The following is a 20509-nucleotide window of genomic DNA, read 5'->3' on the forward strand; positions in this document are numbered from 1 at the left end:
CTATTCGGGTTCACTTCAAAATGGATCGGTGTTTTTTTCATATTACATCTTCTTATTCTTTAATAAAGAAGCTCCAGCAATTTCGGGATGCGTCATTTCGAACGGATCTAAAATAATATCCAATTCTTCTTCTGTCAGTACACCATGTTCTAAACATAGCTCCCTAACAGATTTTCCTGTTTCAATTGCTTCACGTGCAATACGAGATGCTGCTTCGTAACCAATATGAGGGTTCACCGCTGTAATAATTCCAACACTTTTCTCAACATATTGCTTCAGCAATTCTTCATTTGCTGTAATTCCTTTAATACAATATTCCCGGAATACACGGAATCCGTTATTCATAATACTAATAGATTGAATTAAATTAAATACGAGTACAGGCTCCATTACGTTTAACTCTAATTGTCCTGCTTCTGATGCTAAGCAAATTGTATGATCATTACCAATTACTTGGAAAGCAACTTGATTAATTACTTCTGCCATAACAGGATTTACTTTACCTGGCATAATAGATGAACCTGGTTGGCGAGCTGGTAATTGAATTTCCGCCAATCCAACACGTGGACCAGATGCCATAATGCGAAGATCGTTTGCAATTTTAGACATGTTCATCATACATACTTTTAATGCCGCAGATACTTCTGTGTATGCATCTGTGTTTTGCGTTGCATCAACTAAATGCTCTGCACCAACAAGTGGGAATCCGCTAAATGTTCGCAAGTGTTTAACCACTTGTTCAATGTAGGTAGGGTTTGCATTTAATCCCGTACCAACAGCTGTCGCCCCCATGTTCACTTCATATAAATGTTGGCGAGACTGTTTAATTCTTTTTATATCACGCGCAAGCACTCGGCTATACGCTTCAAATTCTTGTCCAAGACGAATCGGAACAGCATCTTGTAAATGTGTACGTCCCATTTTAATGACGTGATCGAACTCTTTTGCTTTTGCACGGAAAGCAGAATGAAGTTCTTCCACTGTAATAAGAAGTTCTTCTAACATCATAAGAGTTGCAATATGAATTCCCGTCGGAAACGCATCATTTGTTGATTGAGCCATGTTTACATGAGTGTTTGGGCTAATTTTTGCATACTCGCCTTTTTCATATCCCATACGTTCTAACGCTCGATTAGCGATTACTTCATTTGTATTCATATTAATAGAAGTTCCAGCACCGCCTTGGATTGGATCCACGATAAATTGATCGTGGTATTTTCCATCAACAATTTCTTGCGCTGCTTCTGCAATTTCATGTCCAATGTCTTTCGCTAAGTAACCAGTATCCATATTTGCAAGAGCCGCCGCTTTTTTCACAATTGCCATTGCCGTAATGAGTGACGGATGAATGCGATATCCTGTAATCGGGAAGTTTTCTACAGCACGTAATGTTTGTACCCCATAATAAGCTACACTCGGTACTTCCTTTTCACCTAAAAAATCTTTTTCTATCCGTATATCCTTCGTTGCTATCATTTTCATCACCTATACTTTTCATTCTAAATCCCTATCTAAAAAATTCGCCCTCTAAAAATACGAGTATCATTCAGAAGAATTTTTCAGTATCCACCTTCACTATATAGCACCTTTTTTGAAAGCGCAAACATTTATTTTTCTATATATACTTTTTATAAAAATTTATAGAAAATCATTCTTCTACCTTCTTTATTTCCACTCGTTTAATTTGATGCATATCCTTTTCAAGGACTTTAAAAGAAAAGCCGTGTTTTTCAATAATATCTCCTTCAGCAACGATTTGCTTTTGTACCATAATCCAGCCACCAATTGTATCTACATCATCAGCGATCAAGTGTATACCAAATAAATCATTTACTTCACTAATAAGCACCTTTCCCTCTACGATCTTACACCCTTCACTTATATGCTCTATAGGCGGGTGTTCATCTTCATCGTATTCATCTCGGATTTCTCCAACAATTTCTTCTAAAATATCCTCTAGTGTAACAATACCCGCTGTACCGCCATATTCATCATATAATACAGCTAATGGAATTCGTTTTCTTTGCATTTGTAATAACAAATCATGTATAGGAATATTTTCTAGCACTTCAATAACTGGCCTTGTATATGGCGTAATTGAGCACTCCTCATCTCGATTACCGTCCATATAACGAATAAATAAATCCTTTACATTAACCATCCCAATGATTTCATCTTTATCTTCACCAAATACGGGATATCTCGTGTACTTCTCTTGTGCGATTATTTTAATATGTGTTTCAAATGGTTCGTCCTCATATAAACCTACAACTTCCGTACGAGGTACCATAATTTCCTTTGCGACTCTATTATCGAATTCAAAAATATTATTTACATATTTAAATTCCCTTTGATTAATCTCTCCGCTCTCATAACTCTCGGATAAGATTAATCGTAATTCTTCCTCCGAATGAGCAACTTCATGTTCAGAAGCCGGATGTAATCCGAATAACCCTGTCACAAGCCTTGCAGAACCATTTAAAGCCCAAATAAACGGATACATTACTCGATAAAAGTAAATAATTGGCTTCGATAATAATAAGCTAACTTGCTCTGCCCTTTGTATAGCGAGCGTCTTCGGAGCAAGTTCACCAATGACAACATGTAAAAATGTAATCACTGCAAAGGCAATAATAAATGAAACTGTACTTGCAATTGCAGGAGATAAATGTAGTTTTAAAAACAACGGCTCGAGTAAATGTTTTATAGTTGGCTCTCCTAACCACCCAAGCCCTAAAGCAGTAATTGTAATACCTAACTGACACGCTGATAAATACTCATCTAAATTCGAAGTTACTTTTTTAGCTGCCAATGCTCCTCGTCGTTTTTCACTAACGAGTTGATCAATACGACTGCTACGCACCTTAATAATTGCAAACTCAACAGCTACAAAAAAACCTGTTAATGCAATAAGGATGGCTACCATCAATAATTTTATAATATCCACATATACCCTTTAGCTTTCTTAGCTAAAGTTACACCTCCTTTTAAAAAGAAGTTTCACTTTAGTTTCTTCATTTACGCAAAAGCAACCCTATATAAAATTCACCAATTTCAAACCTCATACAATTCTAAAGGTAGGCCGTCAGGGTCTTGAAAAAAGACGAATTTTTTTCCGGTTATTTCATCCATACGTATCGCTTCAGTCTCCACACCGCATTGTTTTAAATGGTTTACAGCCTCTCCTATATTTGTAACAGCAAATGCTAAATGTCTAAGTCCAGCCGCTTCTGGGAAACTTGGGCGCTCAGGTGGATTTGGAAATGAAAATAATTCAATTTGATACTCTTCCCCTACACATAAATCTAACTTATAAGAATCTCGTTCCTTTCTATATACTTCATTTATCGCTTTAAACCCCAATATCCGAGTATAAAAATCTTTTGACACTTCATAATTCGAACAAATAATTGCAACGTGATGCACTCTACTTATATTCATGACTTCTCTATTCCTTTCTTTACCAAAGATGCATATTCTCCCTTGAAATGAAAAACATATATAGCAGAATATCTCTTTTAGGGGGCTTACTATGAAATTTATTACTTTTTTCGTGGGACTTATCGTTGTTTTCTTCCTTGCTTATATTGCTAGCAACAATAAGAAACATATTAAATTTAAACCAATTTTCATCATGCTTATTATACAGTTGATTTTAACCTATTTATTATTAAATACAGAAATCGGTCTCATACTTATTCGGGGCATTTCCAGTCTGTTTACAAAACTACTCGAGTATGCTGCTGATGGTATAAACTTCGTATTTGGCGGTCTTGCCAATAAAGGTGAAATGTCATTTTTCCTTACTGTCTTATTACCAATTGTCTTCATTTCTGTTTTAATTGGTATATTACAGCATTTTAAAATATTACCATTCTTTATTCATTGGATCGGTTACTTCCTTAGTAAAATAAATGGTCTTGGGAAATTAGAATCTTATAACGCTATCGCATCTGCCATTGTAGGCCAATCAGAAGTTTTTATTACGGTTAAAAAACAATTAGCTCAAATTCCAAAACACCGTCTTTATACACTTTGTGCATCTGCCATGTCAACCGTATCTATGTCCATCGTAGGTGCCTATATGACGATGATTGAACCTAAATATGTAGTAACCGCACTCGTTCTCAATTTATTTAGTGGTTTTATTATCGTACTCATCATTAACCCTTACGACGTGAAAGATGAAGAAGATATTTTAGAAATTAAAGGCGAAAAGCAAAGCTTTTTTGAAATGCTTGGAGAATACATTCTAGATGGCTTTCGCGTAGCCATCGTTGTCGGCGCTATGCTTATCGGATTCGTCGCATTAATTAGTTGCATTAATGACCTATTCCTCATTATATTCGGCATTACTTTCCAGCAATTAATCGGCTACGTATTTGCGCCTGTTGCATTCCTTATCGGTGTACCTAGTTCTGAAATTGTCACAGCTGGTAGCATTATGGCAACGAAGCTTGTAACGAATGAGTTTGTAGCAATGATGGACCTTAATAAAATTTCTAATAGCCTTTCTCCTCGTACAGTTGGTATTATTTCTGTTTTCCTCGTCTCTTTTGCCAACTTCTCTTCTATCGGTATCATTTCAGGTGCGGTAAAAGGATTAAACGAAGAACAAGGAAACGTCGTTGCCAGATTTGGCCTTAAATTACTATATGGAGCTACTCTCGTTAGCATTTTATCTGCAATTATCGTAAGCATTATGTTGTAATTAGGTAAAATTTTATCATTTTCTTATCCCTATCTTTTGTATACAATAACGAATAGATGTCTTATAAAGTGAAACTTTACTCAGAGGGGGCTATCCCCCTCTGAGTATTAGTTGAACCAATCGGGCTTTTACGGGCAGTTAACTCCCACCTAACTTCCTTGCATTCGCTGGACTTTGAGGTGGGAGTTTTACTGCCCGTTAATGCAGGATAAATAATCAAGACATCTATTTTTTATACATGTACAATCGCTTTTATTTAGCGTACAATATTTTTTATGTGTTTGAATGCGCTTCTAGATGTATACACTTTGATAGTTTTAAAGGAGAAAAATGATGAAATCCGATGATATGAACAAAGACACCCGATCCAAAAAAGGACGCTCAAAGAAAAAACGCCTACTCTGGTTCCTTCTTATTCCATTACTGATTATAGCACTTGGAGCAGGAGGCTATTCCTTCCATATATACAGTAAAGCGAAATCTGTGTTAAGTAATGCCTACTCTGAACTGGGCCGCGGGGATAAATCCAGCAAACGTGAAAAAGCCGTGAAACCTATGACTGACAACATTTCTGTACTTATTATGGGTGTTGATGAAAGTGATATTAGGGACAAGAATTACGGAAAAGCAACTCGTACGGATGCGCTATTACTTGCAACAATTAATAAAAACGATAAATCTGTTAAACTTGTGAGTATTCCACGTGACTCACGTGTCTACATTAAATCACGTGATAAATACGATAAAATTACACATGCGCACGTATTCGGTGGTGTGGACAGCACAATTGATACCGTGGAGAAATTTTTAGATGTTCCAGTTGATTACTATGTAAAATTTAACTTTAAATCATTTATCAAAATTGTCGATTCTCTTGGTGGTATTACTGTCGATGTTCCAGTTGAGTTTACAGAACAAAATAGTAAAGACGAAGCAGATGCAATTCACCTCAAAAAAGGACGCCAACATTTAAATGGAGAAGAGGCATTAGCACTAGCTAGAACTCGTCATATCGATAGTGATTACATGCGCGGCCAACGACAACAGCTTGTTTTAGAAGCTATTGCTGAAAAAGCACTATCTCTTAATTCCATTAATAAAATCGGTGGTCTACTAGACGCTGTCGATAAAGACTTAAAAACAAATTTAACTTTTGATGATATGATGACAATTGCCAAAAATTCAATGGATTCCAATCTAAAAATGGACAAAATGCAAGTAGAAGGTACTGATAAATATATAGATGGTATTTATTATTACGTTCCAAATGAAAAAAGCGTCAATAATATTTCGACAACACTACAAGAACATCTCGGTGTTACGAATAAAAATGAACATAAAAAATTATAATAAAAAGGCTGCTAGATCTTTCTAGACAGCCTTTTTATTATAATTTTCAACATATTTCTCGTACATATTGTGACAAAAAGAGACAATTGTTACAACAGTGTAACGTTTTTTATAAAAACATTACACACATAGTGGAAATAATAGTATACTAGTACGTACATAATGTTATTTTCATCATTTTTATACAAAAAATGTAATACATATATTTATACAAAAATTTCTGGGGGGAAATAAATGAAGCTAAGTAAAATACTGATTGGTTCTGCAATTACTGGAGGCATATTACTTTGTGTAGGCGGTGTTGGTGGATATCAATATGTATCCAAACTAAATAATCAATTAAATACTACTGCATTACCAAATACTACATTTGAAGGTATTTCTCTCGATGGAAAAAATAAAAAAGATATTCAAAAAATTATTAATCAAAAGGTAACTGAATTAGATCAAAAATCTCTTACCTACATATTCCAAAATGATAAACAAACTTACACATGGAAAGATTTAGGTATAAATTATAAAGAAAAAGATATTATCGACAAAATCTTTAAAGAACAAGAAGGAAATGCAATAAATCGTTACCAAATGCGGAAGCAGGCCGAAAACGGTGAATTAAAACGTGACTATAAATTAACAGCTCAATTAAATACAACTGCTTATGAAAGCTTTATGAAGGATAAATATAATGACACATTAAAAAATCCTGTTAATGCCGAATTAAGTGTTGAAGGCTCTACAGTAAATATTAGCCAAAGTCAAAATGGAGAAAAAATTGATAAAGGAAAGTTAACTGATTTAACGAAACAGGCCATCACTTCTGGCTCATCGGACGTTACATTACCAGTTACACTATTAAAACCTGAGCGTTCTACAGAAGATATACAGAAAATGGGGATTAAAGAAGTAATTGCTGAATATTCAACTCCTATGGCTGGCCGTAATGGAAATCAATCCTATAACGTAAATAAGTCAGCTAATACTTTAAGTGGAGTGATTGTCGCACCTGATGAAACGTTTAGTTTTAATGGCCGCGTTGGTGTAACGGATGCTGCACATGGTTATAAATCCGCAGCCGTATATTCACAAGGTAAGGTTATACAAAGTGCAGGCGGAGGCGTTTGCCAAGTTAGTAGCACATTATATAGCGCAGCTTTAAGGGCAGATTTAGGAATTGTTTCTCGAAGCAATCATTCTATGCCCGTAAATTATTTACCACTTGGGCAAGATGCAGCAGTGGCAGATTATGGTCCGGATTTAAAATTTAAAAACAATACAGGCAATCATATTTATATTCAAGCATTTTCAAATGGAGGCAGTATTACTACTCGTATTTTCGGAACAAATACTGGTAAAAATGTTGAAGTGTCTTCTCAAGTAATTAGCAGGACTAATGATAAAATAACAGCAGTTACATATAAAAAAGTAACACAAAACGGTGAAGTACTATCTAATGGACAAATTTCAAAAAGCGTATATAAAAGCGCTCCAAAACAATAAGACACTATCAAACGAATAAATTTAAAAAACAAAAAAGGCGTGATCTACTCACGCCTTTTTCTTTTGCAATAATAGTAAAAAAGCTTCAAGATGGTCTTTCGTTTCTTCTAAAGACCACATGCGATTTCCTTGCTTCGCAGCTAATACGCACGCCTCTTCCCAAGCGTTCTTTTTCTTCATATATAATAATTCATCGCGTAATTTCAAAACAATTTCTTCATCTTCTTGCTCTATAAACTCTTCCATCACGCCTACTATTTCATCCTCATGGATACTTAACGTACAATACGATTTGAGAAAATATTGTAATGTCGTATACATATTTACTCCCCCTTCTTATTTATCAGATGGATAAGAAGTAATGATCTTATATCCTAAATCTCCTGACTTATCTCTCGCCAAAACAGTAACAGTTTTTACTAACTTGTCTTTTACATTCATATTTTTCTTTATTACCGTTTTTCCAACTGGGAATGAATGAGTTGTATTTAATACGAGACGAGCCTCTTTAGAATTTTTTAACCAATCTTGAATTTCCTTATCATGCTGCTTCAAACTATCTTTTACAGCTTTCGTCGCTGTTTCCTTATCATAGTATGTACTTGCCGCTGATACTTTATCTGTCTTCAAGCGATTCTTCAAATCCTCTTCTGATTTTCCTACATGTCTTTCAATTGTATGACCATTTTTAGGTGGCCCTTCCATTTCATCTAAAATATTATCACTAATTTTTTCTACTGATGTCGATTGATTCCCTGTTTGTTTCTCTGTTTTTTGTTCTTTTCCTGCACATCCACTTAAGATCAGCATTAATGCCAATAAACTACTCAAGAAAAGACTACTTATTCGTTTCATCATATCACCTCTTCCATGATTATTATCGTAACTTCACTAAAAGTCAATTTCACAACGAAAAAACATATACATTTTTAAAATTCCTCATCAATTTTGCCATATTACCACCCTAATTTCATTAAACTACTATTTTGGACCCTCTCTGAAATATACCCCTATGTTTTTTTGATTATTTCCCGACTTTAATCACCACTTAAAAACACCGAACAAACCTTTTAAATACAGGATTTGTTCGGTGTTTTCCAAACTAGAATAATATACCCCTTATTTTATATACCCAATACCCATATAAGGTATACACACGGCATTTTATCAACAGTTTCCTACATTATGTAAATTTGCACTTGCCTACACAATAGAAATATGGTGTAATGCAAAAAAAGATAAAGGATTTTAAACAATGGCTGAAACAATTCAAAACTTCTTAACAGACTATTATTCAATCGCAATTCCACTTAGTATCTTAATTAACGTCATCATCAGTCTTTTAGGTTTTATCCCTAGTATTTTTTTGACCGCTATTAACATACAGCTATTTGGTGTAACGAATGGAACTATTATTTCGATCACTGGTGAGGCATTAGGGGCTATTATCTCGTTTTATATTTATCGTATAGGCCTTCAGAAATTCACTCACAACAAAGTAAATAAGTATCCAAAGGTAGAACGCCTACTTTATGTAGAAGGTAGAGAGGCCTTTCTACTCGTTCTATCGTTTCGATTCATACCCTTCATCCCATCTAGTATCGTTACTTTATTTGCCGCTCTAGGCAAAATGTCATTACTCTCTTTCAGTATTGCCAGCACAATAGGTAAAATACCGGCTTTGTTAATCGAAGTATATTCTGCCTATCATGTCATGAATGGAACGAATGAAGCGAAGTGGATTGTAACAATTGCGGGCGCTATTGGATTGTTTTATTTGTGGAAAAAATGGAGAAAAAAATAAAGAAGGAGCATAGGCTCCTTCTTTATTTTTGAAGTATTTTATTAATAATACTCTCTTAAACCCTTAGTTTACACCAACAGCACTAAATGATTGCTTCACTGCTGCTACTTCCGCAGAAGTCGCACCATATAAATCAGCTGCAGCTTGTACTGCACCAGCACGAGCTTGGCTAAATGTAGTAGATTGCGTGAAATATTGTGTGTTTGCGCGGTAATAAATTGCACCTAACTTATCTTTACCAATACCAGTTACAGTTACACCAGAATGTGTACCGCCATTTGCTAATAAATAAGCTTGTTTGTTAATGATACCACTGTTCGTATGAACTCCACCGTTATCACTTGAACCAGTGTAACGCTTAGAATAATGGTCTGGGTCACCATATTTCGCTGGATCACTCATAGAACGAAGCGCATCTCCTGCTTTACCAGGCGTATAAATATCTTCACCAATCTCCCAATCTGGGTTTCGGTTATCATAGAATTCTACTAAAGTACCAAAAATATCAGAAATTGCTTCATTTAGCGCTCCTGATTCATTTTGATAAATTAAATCTGAGCTGTTTTCCGTAACAGCATGCGTTAATTCGTGACCAATTACATCAATTCCACCAGATAATGAAGTAAACGTTACACCATCACCATCTCCGTATACCATTTGTGAGCCATTCCAGAACGCATTATTATACTTACTTCCGTAATGAACTGTCGATTTTAACGGAGCTCCTGCATCATTAATAGAGTTTCTATTAAATGTAGCTTTATAATAATCATATGTTCTACCCGCATAGTAATGAGCATCTACTGCCGCTGCATCATAAGCTGCATTGAAAACATTATCCGCATCTGCCCATAATGTTCCTGGTAATGTTGAGCGGTTTTTCGCATCATATGTGAAAATCGTTGCTCCGCGCGTATTATCTTGTAAGTAGTAAGACGATCCAGATAACGTTGTATTAAGCGACTTTGTATCTCCTAATACACCTTTACCAGTTCCTACTTTATTCGTTCCTGTTACAGGCTTTACAACCGCCTTTGCTTCTTGTTTAGGAGCTTCTTGCTTAACCGGTGACTTATCTTCATTTGCTACATGATCAAGTTTATTATATTTATTTAATACTTTACCGCTTTCTGCTTCAATGAAATAGTAGTAGTTTCCTGGGCTTGGATCTAAGAAGTTTAGATTCACAACGTATGCATATGTTGTTTCTTCACCATTTTGATATACATATAAGTCCGCTTTTGGTTCTACCTCATATTTCGGTTTTACACCTAAATCTTGCTGCGCGATTTCAATTGCTTTTGCGCCTTCGATCTTATTTTTATTCTTCAACTTTTCCTTTTTGTCTAAATCAGGCGCAACTGTTCCAGACAATACTTTTAAAGAACCATCTTTACTTACGTGAGCTACTTGAGTAGATCCCCATACAGGTACTCCTTCATATACTTGTTGCATACGTACTACTGTTGCATCAGTTACAGCATCTTTTTTCACTTGTTTCACTTTGAAAGAATCTTGCGCACTCTTTTCCCCTAGTTTGTAATCACCTTTTGCCGCGTTTAAGTAATCAAACACAACAGATTCTGCTTTCTTACCAGTCGCTCCAGTTAAATCACCAGAAATAAACTCAGGTGATTGCACCGTTTCATTGTACTTCTTCGTAGAGAGCACATTTTTAGAATCCGCAAATGCAGAGCCTGTCCCTCCAAACGTTGTAACTGCCATTCCTGCCGCTAACACTAACGCTAAACTTTTCTTTTTCATGAATCTTCCCCCTAATAAATTATTTTTTGAAAAAGAGTAGTTTTATCGTAGCACTATGTTTTCACTATTAATATACTAAAAATTCAAATAATTATTTTCTCAAGTTTTGTAGAATTTTGAGGAACAAATATTGAAAAAACCCCTTTCCAATTGGAAAGGGGTTTCTCATTAAGAATTTATTACTTCTATTACTTCTTTAGCTTGACCATACATATCTCCAGTCCAAGCATATTGAGGTTCTAACACTACTAATATAGCCACTAATGCTAGTGCACCAAAAATCATTTTCTTCATATTCATCTTCCTCCCTTTTCTTCTAATAAATTAATAGTTAGTCTATAATACCGATTACTTTCTTGGAATTCTAATACTTCTTCATGATATTTTGCTAATTCTAAATATACCTTTTTTAAATCTTTTTTATTTTCCTCTTGCTTAAAAAATGTTAAAGCTTCTGTTTCTAAAAACTTTTTATACACCCCCTTCTCTTCAAAATATTTATATTGAAGTATTAAAAGTGTATATAACATACTTTTATACTTCTCATCTCTTTTCGCAACTTCTATCCCTTTATTAATCCACTCTTTTACTTCTTCAAATTCCTTCAATTCAATACATTGCAATGCAATCTCATATACAGCATCAATGTAATCTAAATCTTCTTCCTTCTTGTATTGTAAACATTGTAAATAATACTCTTTCGCTTTTGCATAATCCTTTAAATGGTAATGTAAATACCCCATGTTATTTAGAGCAATCGCTGTTATGTTATCTTTATCCGCAAAAGAATTAGCCTCTCTTAAAATATTTCTATAAATTCCTAAAGCTTCGTTATATTGTTTTTTCTGTATATAACTTAACCCTATTAATAACTGGCAATTAATCACATGACGAAATTTATATTCATTCTTAAAGCCTTCCATAGCTAAATGAGCAAAATGTAAAGCCATATGTTCTATTTCTAATTCATTATAAACAAGAGCTAAATTATAATAGATTCCAGTTTCATAATAGCCTTGTTCTTTCGCCATCACTTCAGTTTGAACTAAATAATCTAAGGCCGTTTTATATTTATGCTGTAAAAAATAATATAGACCTTTACTATACGTATATAATAATTTCTGAAATGGCGAATACTTTTTGTACATCTTTTTTAATCTCTCTAATTCTTCTTCAACAGCAAGAAAATCTCGTTTCATAATTAAATAACGCGTATAAAGCAGTCTATAATAATTTATAATTTCAAAATCCAAAACATGCTTCATTTCACCTTGTAATTCTTCATATATGCGCTCTACTTGTGGCTTGTCCAAATGAACTAGTGCATTCAACCATTCATCTAGCTTCCCCTTCACATCTTCTTCTACATCTCTCAAATCCGTCACGGCAATTTCTAACCTTGTGCAGAGCAATTGTAGAATCTCTTCTGATGCTTCGATCTTTCCATTTTCGATTTTGCTTAAGTATGAGACAGAACAAATGCCCTGACATAATTCTTCTTGTGTCATTTTTTGCTGTAGCCGTTTATAAAAGACTTGTTTGCCTATTTTTTCTAATGTTTGTTGCATTGTCCTCCTCCATTCTCATTACCCCCATTACTCTAATAATACATAAAATCTTGAGAAATATAAATTGATAAATGTTAATTTTCTAAAAAATATGCAATATTTCATTTTTTTCCCTCTTGACTCTACTTCCATATCCATTCTTTGCTACGAGCAATGAAAAATTGGTATACTATAACCAAATTATGGAGGTGTTTTCGCGATGACTTATTATAAAGACGATAGCTATGCCTTACATACAGATTTATATCAAATTAATATGGCTTATACATATTGGAAAGATGGTATTCATAATCGCCGCTCGGTGTTTGATTTATACTTTCGAAAGCTTCCATTCGAAAACGGTTATGCTGTTTTTGCTGGCCTTGAAAAGATTGTAGAGTACATAGAAAACTTCAGCTTTACCGAAAGCGATATCGCTTATTTAGCAGAATTACAATTTGAAGAAGAATTCCTTCAGTATTTACAAAATATGAAATTCACTGGGACCGTTCGAAGTATGCAAGAAGGTGAAGTTGTATTTAATAACGAGCCTTTATTACGTGTTGATGCACCGCTCGGCGAAGCACAAATTATTGAAACTGCCCTGTTAAACATTGTGAATTACCAAACATTAATTGCAACAAAAGCTGCTCGTATGAAGCACGCTGCAAATAACGATGAACTTTTAGAATTCGGCACAAGACGTGCCCACGAGTTTGATGCTGCTCTTTGGGGCACACGCGCTGCCTTTATTGGTGGTTTCTCATCTACGAGTAACGTACGGGCTGGGAAGCGCTTCGGAATACCCGTAGCAGGCACACACGCTCACTCTTTCGTTCAAGCGTATCGCGATGAATATGTCGCGTTTAAGAAATACGCTGAAACTCATAAAAAATGTGTCTTTCTCGTTGATACATACGACACTTTAAAATCAGGTGTTCCAAATGCGATTCGCGTCGCGAAAGAGTTTGGGGATCGTATCGATTTTTATGGAATTCGCCTTGATAGTGGTGATATGGCTTATTTATCTAAAAAGGCAAGAAAACTACTAGATGAAGCTGGGTTTACAAATACAAAAATTATTGCTTCTAGCGATTTAGATGAATACACAATTATGCACTTGAAATCTCAAGGCGCAAAAATTGATGTATGGGGCGTTGGAACAAAATTAATTACGTCCTTTGAACAACCAGCGTTAGGGGCTGTCTATAAACTAGTTGCGATTGAAGATACTGATGGAAAGTTAAATGATACAATTAAAATTTCATCTAACCCTGAAAAAATTACCACTCCAGGACTGAAACGAATTTATCGCATTATCAATCGAGTTAACGATCATGCAGAAGGCGATTATATTGCATTAGATTCTGAAGAGCCAGGAAAAGAAGAACGTTTAAAAATGTTTCATCCTGTTCACACGTATATAAGTAAATTTGTAACAAACTTTGAAGCACGCGAACTGCATAAAGACATTTTCATTAACGGCGAAAGAACATATGAATTACCAGATATATTAGATATTCAAAAATATAACGAACAGAGTCTCGCACTATTTTGGGAAGAATATATGCGAACTTTAAATCCCGAAGAGTACCCTGTCGATTTAAGTCAAGAATGTTGGGATCATAAAATGAATTACATTCAAACTGTTCGAGAACAAGTTGAAAAAAATATACAAAAATAAAACAGAGAAGCTTTTCCTTCTCTGTTTTTTCAATACGATATGTATCTTTGTGGAAAATATATTAAAATAGTACGACAAATATTTTTTATTTGTAAATTTTAATATTACGTTATTCGTTTATAAAATAATATTTGTTATTATTTTATTGAGTCAATTTCAACAAAATAACCTAAAAAAGAGGACGCAGGTTGCGTCCTCTTTTTATAAATCTTTCACTCGTAGTACACGCATTGCATTTAACACTGCAAGTAGTGTCACACCAACATCTGAGAAGACAGCTTCCCACATTGTTGCAATACCAAAAGCACCAAGTAATAAAACTAATCCTTTTACCCCTAATGCAAAGATGATATTCTGCCATACAATGCGTCGTGTGCGTTTTGCAATATTTAAGGCTGTTGCAATTTTTGAAGGCTCATCAGTCATAATAACGATGTCTGCCGCCTCAATCGCTGCATCTGATCCTAAACCACCCATCGCAATACCAACATCTGCTCTTGCTAATACCGGTGTGTCATTAATACCATCACCAACAAAAGCAACTTTTTCTTTTCCGTTCTTCGCCGCATCAATTTTTTCAATCTCTTCGACTTTTTGTTGCGGTAATAGTTCTGCGTGAACTTCATCTAAACCTAATTCTTTACCAACAGCTTCACCAACGGATTTTGCATCACCCGTTAACATGACTGTCTTCTTAATACCTAGTTCTTTTAATTTTTGAATTGCTTGTTTTGAATCTTCTTTTACCTCATCAGAGATAACGATATAACCTGCATATTCCCCATCTACAGCAACGTGAACTAATGTACCTACCGTTTCTGGTTGCTTAAATGTAATGTTTTCTTTTTTCATTAATTTAGCATTACCTGCAAAAATTTCTTTTCCTTGTACTTTTACGACTGTACCGTGACCAGAAATTTCGCTATACTCATCGATTATTTTTTCATCAATTGATTTTCCGTATGCCTTTCGAATAGATTGTGCAATTGGATGATTAGAATACACTTCAGCAAATGTTGCATACTCTAATAATTCTTCATTTGTAATACCTTCGCTTGGTTCCATTTTTGTAACTTTGAAGACACCTTTTGTTAATGTTCCTGTTTTATCAAAAACAATATATTTCACATCATTTAAAGCTTCTAAATAGTTACTTCCTTTTATTAACACACCACTTTTAGATGCACCACCAATTCCTCCAAAGAATCCAAGAGGAATTGATACAACTAACGCACATGGACAAGAGATTACTAAGAACACTAAAGCTCTATAAATCCATTCTGAGAATGTAGCTCCTTCTAAAATAAGTGGTGGAATAAACGCCATGATCGCTGCTGTAATAACTACAACTGGAGTGTAGTAACGCGCGAACTTCGTAATAAAGTTTTCTGTTGGCGCTTTTTTACTGCTTGCATTTTGAACTAAATCTAAAATTTTTGATACAGTTGATTCACCAAATTCTTTTGTCACTTCAATTGTTAATACACCATTTTGGTTCACAAAACCACTTAATACATCATTTCCAACTTCGACTTCACGTGGTACAGATTCACCGGTCAATGCTGAAGTATCTACCATTGATGTTCCTTCAACTACTTTTCCGTCTAATGGTACTTTCTCACCAGGCTTCACGATAATATAATCGCCGATTTGTACATCTTCTGGTGATACTTGTTTCGTTTCATTTCCAACCTTCACATTCGCATAATCAGGACGGATATCCATTAATGAAGTAATTGACTTTCGGGAGCGATTGACCGCAATACTTTGGAATAGTTCCCCTACTTGATAGAATAGCATTACCGCAACAGCTTCTGAATATTGTTGAATCGCAAAAGCCCCTAGTGTTGCAATTGCCATTAAGAAGTTCTCATCGAACACTTGGCCGCGAGTTATGTTTCTTACCGCTCTCCAAACGATATCTCCGCCTATTAATAAATACGCAAGGACGAATAACGGAATTGTTATCATTTGTGGTAAGCCCGCTAATGCAGCAATTGCTGTCAAAATTCCGCCGACCACTAATCGTCCTACCATCTTTTTCACATTTGCTTCACCATGGTCGTGACTATGTCCGTGGTCATGCCCACCTTTTTCTTCACGAACAACTTTCACATCTGGTTCTAACTTTTGAACGATATTTGTTATATTTGCTACAGTCGCTTCTAATTCTCTTTTATTCGCTACTTCAACTCTTAATTTCTTTGATACGAAATCAACAGTTGCTGCTGAAATAGACGGCATTTCCTTCACTTTATTTTCAATCTTCATCGCACAGTTCGCGCAATCTAAACCTTCTAATATAAACACTTCTTTTGCTACTTTTGTGTTGTTTTCTTCTTGCACTTTAATGTGCGGTTCTAATTTTGTAACGAGTTGTTTTGCTTCTGTAACAACTTCGCTTTCTGTATTTTGTGCTGTTTCTAAAACCATTGTTTTTGTCGCGAAATTTACAGAGCAAGAATTTACTCCTTCTATATTCCCAACGCCTTTTTCAATTTTCATTGCACAGTTCGCACAATCTAAACCTTCTAACACCAGTTTCTTTTTCACTAATGCTTCAGCCATCGTTCTCCCTCCTCGCGTTCTTTTTATTCTTCCTCGTTTACGTGTTCAAACGCTTGCTCGAAGATATGAATTACGTGCTGGTCAGCTAACGAATAATAAACGACCTTTCCTTCTTTACGATTCTTTACAAGTTTCGCTTGCTTTAACACACGAAGCTGATGCGAAATAGATGATTGTGTCATTCCTAATAAATAAGCTAAATCACAAACACACATTTCAGCTTCAAATAATGCATGTAATATTCTCGTCCGTGTACGATCACCTAATACTTTAAATAATTCTGCTACTTTACTTAAACTTTCATCAGTTGGAATTGTTTGTTTTACTTGATCAACAACTTCTTCATGAATTATCGTTTGAGAACATGTCTCTTGTGGTGTTTCTACTTTATTTACAGCCATTATAGCTCACCTCTTCATTTGAACATATGAACAATTATTCATATATCTTATACTCTTATTATATGAGCGTCCATTCATATGTGTCAATGAAATCTCATACATTTTTCCGAACATTTTGTTCACATTTTAATAAGGCGTACACATATTTTCCGCATCCATTACATTCTCATACAAAAAAGGATGTACATTTTGCCCAAAAGAAAAAAGCCTTGCGCGCTCCCTAGACGCACAAGGCTTACTATACTTATATCCCTTTTAATTAGCTTGTTCTAAATTATCCTGCGAACTTCCATCGTCTTTTAAATGACTATGTTTTTTCGAATAAACAAAGTATACAACTACTCCGATTGCTAACCAAACACCGAAGTATATCCATGTTTTTAATGGTAAATTTACCATTAAGAATAGACAACATGCAACTGAAATAATCGGTAAGATCGGTACAAGTGGTACCATAAATCCACGTTGTAATTTCGGATGCGTTTTACGAAGAATGATAACAGTTACACCAACCATGGCGAATGTTAATAACGCTCCAATATTCGCTAAATTCGACAATTCTTTTAAATCGATAAATCCAGCAATTAAAGCACTACCAATTCCTGTTAACCAAACTGAAAATGTTGGCGCTTCAGTCTTCTTGTTAATTTTCGCGAAAGATTTTGGCAATAAACCGTCACGGCTCATTGCGAAGAATACACGAGTTGTTGCATAAATGTAAGCGAAAATTACAGCCATAATACCAATTACAGCTCCAATTGCGATTATACCTGCTACTTTGTCTTGTCCTACAACTTCTAACACATATGCCATAGCTTCTGGTACATCTAATTCTTTATAAGAAACCATACCTGTCATAACGAGACAAACTACAACATAAATGATTGTACAAATAACTAACGAAGCAATAATACCAATCGGTAGATCACGTTGCGGATTTTTTACTTCTTCAGCAGAAGTTGCTAATGCATCAAATCCTAAGAAAGCAAAGAATACTGCTGCTCCCCCTGCGAACACTCCACTTAAACCGTACGGTGCAAATGGTATCCAGTTTTCTGGTTTTACGTAGAATACACCAACTGCAATGAATAAAACAACAATACCAATTTTAATTAATACCATTATGTTATTCACACGCTTACTTTCTTTTGTACCTCGTGATAATAACCAAGTTATCACTAACGTAACGATAACTGCTGGTAAGTTTACCATACCACCTTGCGATGGAATCGTTAACAAGGCTTTAGGAATTTCAAGCCCTAATCCGCTCACTAAATTATGGAAATAACCCGTCCATCCTCCGGCTACTGCGGCAGTCGTTACGACATATACGGATAACAATGTCCATCCCATTAAATGGGCAACAAACTCACCAATTGTTGCATATGAATATGTGTACACACTACCTGACACAGGAAGTGTAGATGCAACTTCTGCGTAACATAAAGCTGCAAATCCACAAACAATTGCTGCAATCATGAATGAGAAAATAACTGCTGGACCAGCATCTCTTGCTGCTACTAATCCAGTTAATACTAGAACTCCTGTACCAATTATCGCACCAATCCCTAGCATTGTTAGGTCAAATGCCCCTAGCGTTTTCGTTAAAGTTTTACTTTTACTTTCCCCTAACAATTGCGTAACGGATTTCTTTTTAAATAGGTTGGCCACGATGTATGCCCCCTTTTGCCAAGAAGAGCTAAGAGATCTTCACTCTTAGCTCTTATCATGTTGGTTTATATATTGTTCGATTTTATTTTGTATAATGCTGCTATTAGCAAGATACTGTTTCTGCTTCTAATAATTCTTTAGCACCTTTGTACTCTACACCGTGAGCTTCTGCAACTGCTTCGAATGTTACATAGCCGTCTAATGTGTTAATACCTTTTAGTAATGCAGCGTTTCCTAGGCAAGCTTCTTTGTAGCCTTTGTTAGCAATTTGTACTGCATATGGTACTGTTACGTTTGTTAATGCAAGAGTTGATGTACGTGGAACCGCACCTGGCATGTTTGCAACTGCATAATGAACAACGCCGTGTTTTTCGTAAGTTGGGTTATCATGAGTTGTAATACGGTCAGTTGTTTCGAAAATACCACCTTGGTCAATCGCGATATCTACAACAACAGAACCTGGTTCCATTGATTGAATCATTTCTTCTGTTACAAGTTTTGGCGCTTTTGCACCTGGGATTAATACTGCACCGATTACAAGATCAGACTCTTTTACAGCTTCTGCAATATTGTAAGGATTAGACATTAAAGTTTTTACTTGGTTTCCGAAAATGTCATCTAATTGACGAAGACGTTCTGCACTTAAGTCGATGATTGTTACATCCGCACCTAGTCCAACTGCAATTTTAGCAGCATTTGTACCAGCTTGTCCACCACCGATGATTGTTACTTTACCACGTTTAACCCCTGGAACACCTGCAAGTAAAATACCTTTACCGCCTTTGTTTTTCTCAAGGAATTGTGCACCAATTTGTGCAGCCATACGACCAGCTACTTCACTCATAGGTGCAAGTAATGGTAGAGAACGGTTTTCTAATTGTACTGTTTCATATGCAATAGAAACAACTTTCTTTTCGATTAATGCTTTTGTTAATTCTGGTTCTGGAGCTAAGTGTAAGTATGTGAATAAGATTAAACCTTCGCTGAAGTGTTTGTATTCGCTTTCAACTGGTTCCTTAACTTTCATAACCATTTCCATATTCCAAGCTTCTTCAGCTGTATCAACAATTTTTGCTCCCGCTTCAACATACTGAGCATCTGTGAAACCAGATCCTAAACCTGCACCCTTTTGAATGAATACTTCGTGATTGTTACGAATTAAATGTACAACACCTGCTGGTGTCATTGCCACACGGTTTTCGTTGTTTTTAATTTCTGCTGGTACCCCAATACGCATAATGAAATGCCCCCTTATAATTAACAGAAAAAAGAGATTCTTTTTTCTTTTTGTAATAATTAATAACTTATGTCCTTATTCTAGCATAACTTAAAAGTTATGAAAACGCTAACATACCATTTTTTTAAAGTTTATATATTTAGAATAGTGTAAATATATGGAACATTGATTCTATTAGCATCTTCGTGCCATTTCATTATCTATCACTCTATTTTTATTATACGCCCTAAAAATAAGAAGCAATCATTTATTATTCGACAATAATGTAACAATGT

17 protein-coding genes are annotated in these 20509 nt (G+C 35.2%); 5 read left to right on the forward strand and 12 right to left on the reverse strand.

What is annotated here, in order from left to right; translation table 11 throughout:
- Positions 1-42: 42 nt before the first annotated feature.
- The 3 genes from aspA to gloA2 all read right to left on the reverse strand — a co-directional run bounded on the left by aspA (position 43) and on the right by gloA2 (position 3441).
- The gene (gene aspA, locus DN394_RS02690; protein WP_149293588.1) at positions 43-1476 is read right to left on the reverse strand and encodes an aspartate ammonia-lyase; all 1434 of its coding nucleotides are present in this window, start codon (positions 1474-1476) and stop codon (positions 43-45) included.
- A 172-nt stretch (positions 1477-1648) separates the two neighbouring features.
- Entirely contained in the window at positions 1649-2947 is a 1299-nt protein-coding gene (locus DN394_RS02695; protein ID WP_000351385.1) for a hemolysin family protein, read from the reverse strand.
- Between the two features lie 107 nt (positions 2948-3054).
- Positions 3055-3441: an SMU1112c/YaeR family gloxylase I-like metalloprotein gene (gloA2, locus tag DN394_RS02700; RefSeq protein WP_048567112.1), complete on the reverse strand. Its 387-nt coding sequence runs from the start codon at positions 3439-3441 to the stop codon at positions 3055-3057.
- Positions 3442-3532: 91 nt separating this feature from the next.
- Here gloA2 and DN394_RS02705 point away from each other — a divergent pair, with 91 nt between their 5' ends.
- The 3 genes from DN394_RS02705 to DN394_RS02715 all read left to right on the forward strand — a co-directional run bounded on the left by DN394_RS02705 (position 3533) and on the right by DN394_RS02715 (position 7558).
- On the forward strand, positions 3533-4711 hold the full coding sequence (locus DN394_RS02705; RefSeq protein WP_098704994.1) for a NupC/NupG family nucleoside CNT transporter: 1179 nt from the start codon (positions 3533-3535) through the stop codon (positions 4709-4711).
- 330 nt (positions 4712-5041) lie between these two features.
- Complete coding sequence (locus DN394_RS02710; RefSeq protein WP_141545420.1) at positions 5042-6061, forward strand: LCP family protein; 1020 nt, start codon at positions 5042-5044, stop codon at positions 6059-6061.
- A 234-nt stretch (positions 6062-6295) separates the two neighbouring features.
- The gene (locus DN394_RS02715; RefSeq protein ID WP_000777385.1) at positions 6296-7558 is read left to right on the forward strand and encodes a VanW family protein; all 1263 of its coding nucleotides are present in this window, start codon (positions 6296-6298) and stop codon (positions 7556-7558) included.
- A gap of 48 nt (positions 7559-7606) precedes the next feature.
- Here the strand turns inward: DN394_RS02715 and DN394_RS02720 are convergent, their stop codons facing one another.
- Both DN394_RS02720 and DN394_RS02725 read right to left on the reverse strand, forming a co-directional pair.
- Entirely contained in the window at positions 7607-7879 is a 273-nt protein-coding gene (locus DN394_RS02720; protein WP_000288799.1) for a hypothetical protein, read from the reverse strand.
- 15 nt (positions 7880-7894) lie between these two features.
- On the reverse strand, positions 7895-8413 hold the full coding sequence (locus DN394_RS02725) for an RNase A-like domain-containing lipoprotein (RefSeq protein ID WP_000822712.1): 519 nt from the start codon (positions 8411-8413) through the stop codon (positions 7895-7897).
- Positions 8414-8813: 400 nt separating this feature from the next.
- Here DN394_RS02725 and DN394_RS02730 point away from each other — a divergent pair, with 400 nt between their 5' ends.
- A complete protein-coding gene (locus tag DN394_RS02730) occupies positions 8814-9362 on the forward strand; it encodes a TVP38/TMEM64 family protein (RefSeq protein WP_000852213.1) in 549 nt (182 codons plus the stop codon).
- 63 nt (positions 9363-9425) lie between these two features.
- On the opposite strand, the gene DN394_RS02735 is transcribed toward DN394_RS02730, so the two are convergent.
- The 3 genes from DN394_RS02735 to DN394_RS02745 form a co-directional block, all read right to left on the reverse strand.
- The gene (locus DN394_RS02735; protein ID WP_000730359.1) at positions 9426-11126 is read right to left on the reverse strand and encodes a M4 family metallopeptidase; all 1701 of its coding nucleotides are present in this window, start codon (positions 11124-11126) and stop codon (positions 9426-9428) included.
- A gap of 168 nt (positions 11127-11294) precedes the next feature.
- The gene (locus tag DN394_RS02740; RefSeq protein WP_000738188.1) at positions 11295-11420 is read right to left on the reverse strand and encodes an NprX family peptide pheromone; all 126 of its coding nucleotides are present in this window, start codon (positions 11418-11420) and stop codon (positions 11295-11297) included.
- A gap of 2 nt (positions 11421-11422) precedes the next feature.
- Positions 11423-12694, reverse strand: a complete 1272-nt coding sequence (locus tag DN394_RS02745) for a helix-turn-helix domain-containing protein (protein ID WP_064449798.1) — start codon at positions 12692-12694, stop codon at positions 11423-11425.
- 199 nt (positions 12695-12893) lie between these two features.
- Here DN394_RS02745 and DN394_RS02750 point away from each other — a divergent pair, with 199 nt between their 5' ends.
- Positions 12894-14357, forward strand: coding sequence for a nicotinate phosphoribosyltransferase (locus DN394_RS02750; protein ID WP_000222903.1), 1464 nt, complete (start codon positions 12894-12896; stop codon positions 14355-14357).
- Positions 14358-14558: 201 nt separating this feature from the next.
- Here the strand turns inward: DN394_RS02750 and DN394_RS02755 are convergent, their stop codons facing one another.
- The 4 genes from DN394_RS02755 to ald form a co-directional block, all read right to left on the reverse strand.
- Positions 14559-16925: a heavy metal translocating P-type ATPase gene (locus DN394_RS02755; protein ID WP_048567114.1), complete on the reverse strand. Its 2367-nt coding sequence runs from the start codon at positions 16923-16925 to the stop codon at positions 14559-14561.
- A 23-nt stretch (positions 16926-16948) separates the two neighbouring features.
- Positions 16949-17326, reverse strand: coding sequence for an ArsR/SmtB family transcription factor (locus tag DN394_RS02760; protein ID WP_000290207.1), 378 nt, complete (start codon positions 17324-17326; stop codon positions 16949-16951).
- A gap of 255 nt (positions 17327-17581) precedes the next feature.
- Positions 17582-18997 carry an amino acid permease gene (locus DN394_RS02765; RefSeq protein ID WP_001284892.1) on the reverse strand — a complete coding sequence of 472 codons (1416 nt, stop codon included), beginning with the start codon at positions 18995-18997 and terminating at the stop codon, positions 17582-17584.
- 103 nt (positions 18998-19100) lie between these two features.
- Complete coding sequence (ald, locus tag DN394_RS02770) at positions 19101-20234, reverse strand: alanine dehydrogenase (protein ID WP_001219752.1); 1134 nt, start codon at positions 20232-20234, stop codon at positions 19101-19103.
- Positions 20235-20509: the final 275 nt, after the last annotated feature.

Source organism: Bacillus sp. BB081, from assembly GCF_008368895.1.
Classification (GTDB): Bacteria; Bacillota; Bacilli; order Bacillales; family Bacillaceae_G; genus Bacillus_A; species Bacillus_A wiedmannii.

Coding starts and splice junctions, on each gene's coding strand:
- DN394_RS02740 (WP_000738188.1), bottom strand. CDS start 11,420: ATGAAGAAAATGATTTTTGGTGCACTAGCATTAGTGGCTATATTAGTA.
- DN394_RS02705 (WP_098704994.1), top strand. CDS start 3,533: ATGAAATTTATTACTTTTTTCGTGGGACTTATCGTTGTTTTCTTCCTT.
- DN394_RS02715 (WP_000777385.1), top strand. CDS start 6,296: ATGAAGCTAAGTAAAATACTGATTGGTTCTGCAATTACTGGAGGCATA.
- DN394_RS02710 (WP_141545420.1), top strand. CDS start 5,042: ATGATGAAATCCGATGATATGAACAAAGACACCCGATCCAAAAAAGGA.
- DN394_RS02750 (WP_000222903.1), top strand. CDS start 12,894: ATGACTTATTATAAAGACGATAGCTATGCCTTACATACAGATTTATAT.
- DN394_RS02735 (WP_000730359.1), bottom strand. CDS start 11,126: ATGAAAAAGAAAAGTTTAGCGTTAGTGTTAGCGGCAGGAATGGCAGTT.
- DN394_RS02755 (WP_048567114.1), bottom strand. CDS start 16,925: ATGGCTGAAGCATTAGTGAAAAAGAAACTGGTGTTAGAAGGTTTAGAT.
- DN394_RS02725 (WP_000822712.1), bottom strand. CDS start 8,413: ATGAAACGAATAAGTAGTCTTTTCTTGAGTAGTTTATTGGCATTAATG.
- DN394_RS02720 (WP_000288799.1), bottom strand. CDS start 7,879: ATGTATACGACATTACAATATTTTCTCAAATCGTATTGTACGTTAAGT.
- gloA2 (WP_048567112.1), bottom strand. CDS start 3,441: ATGAATATAAGTAGAGTGCATCACGTTGCAATTATTTGTTCGAATTAT.
- ald (WP_001219752.1), bottom strand. CDS start 20,234: ATGCGTATTGGGGTACCAGCAGAAATTAAAAACAACGAAAACCGTGTG.
- DN394_RS02730 (WP_000852213.1), top strand. CDS start 8,814: ATGGCTGAAACAATTCAAAACTTCTTAACAGACTATTATTCAATCGCA.
- DN394_RS02745 (WP_064449798.1), bottom strand. CDS start 12,694: ATGCAACAAACATTAGAAAAAATAGGCAAACAAGTCTTTTATAAACGG.
- aspA (WP_149293588.1), bottom strand. CDS start 1,476: ATGATAGCAACGAAGGATATACGGATAGAAAAAGATTTTTTAGGTGAA.
- DN394_RS02760 (WP_000290207.1), bottom strand. CDS start 17,326: ATGGCTGTAAATAAAGTAGAAACACCACAAGAGACATGTTCTCAAACG.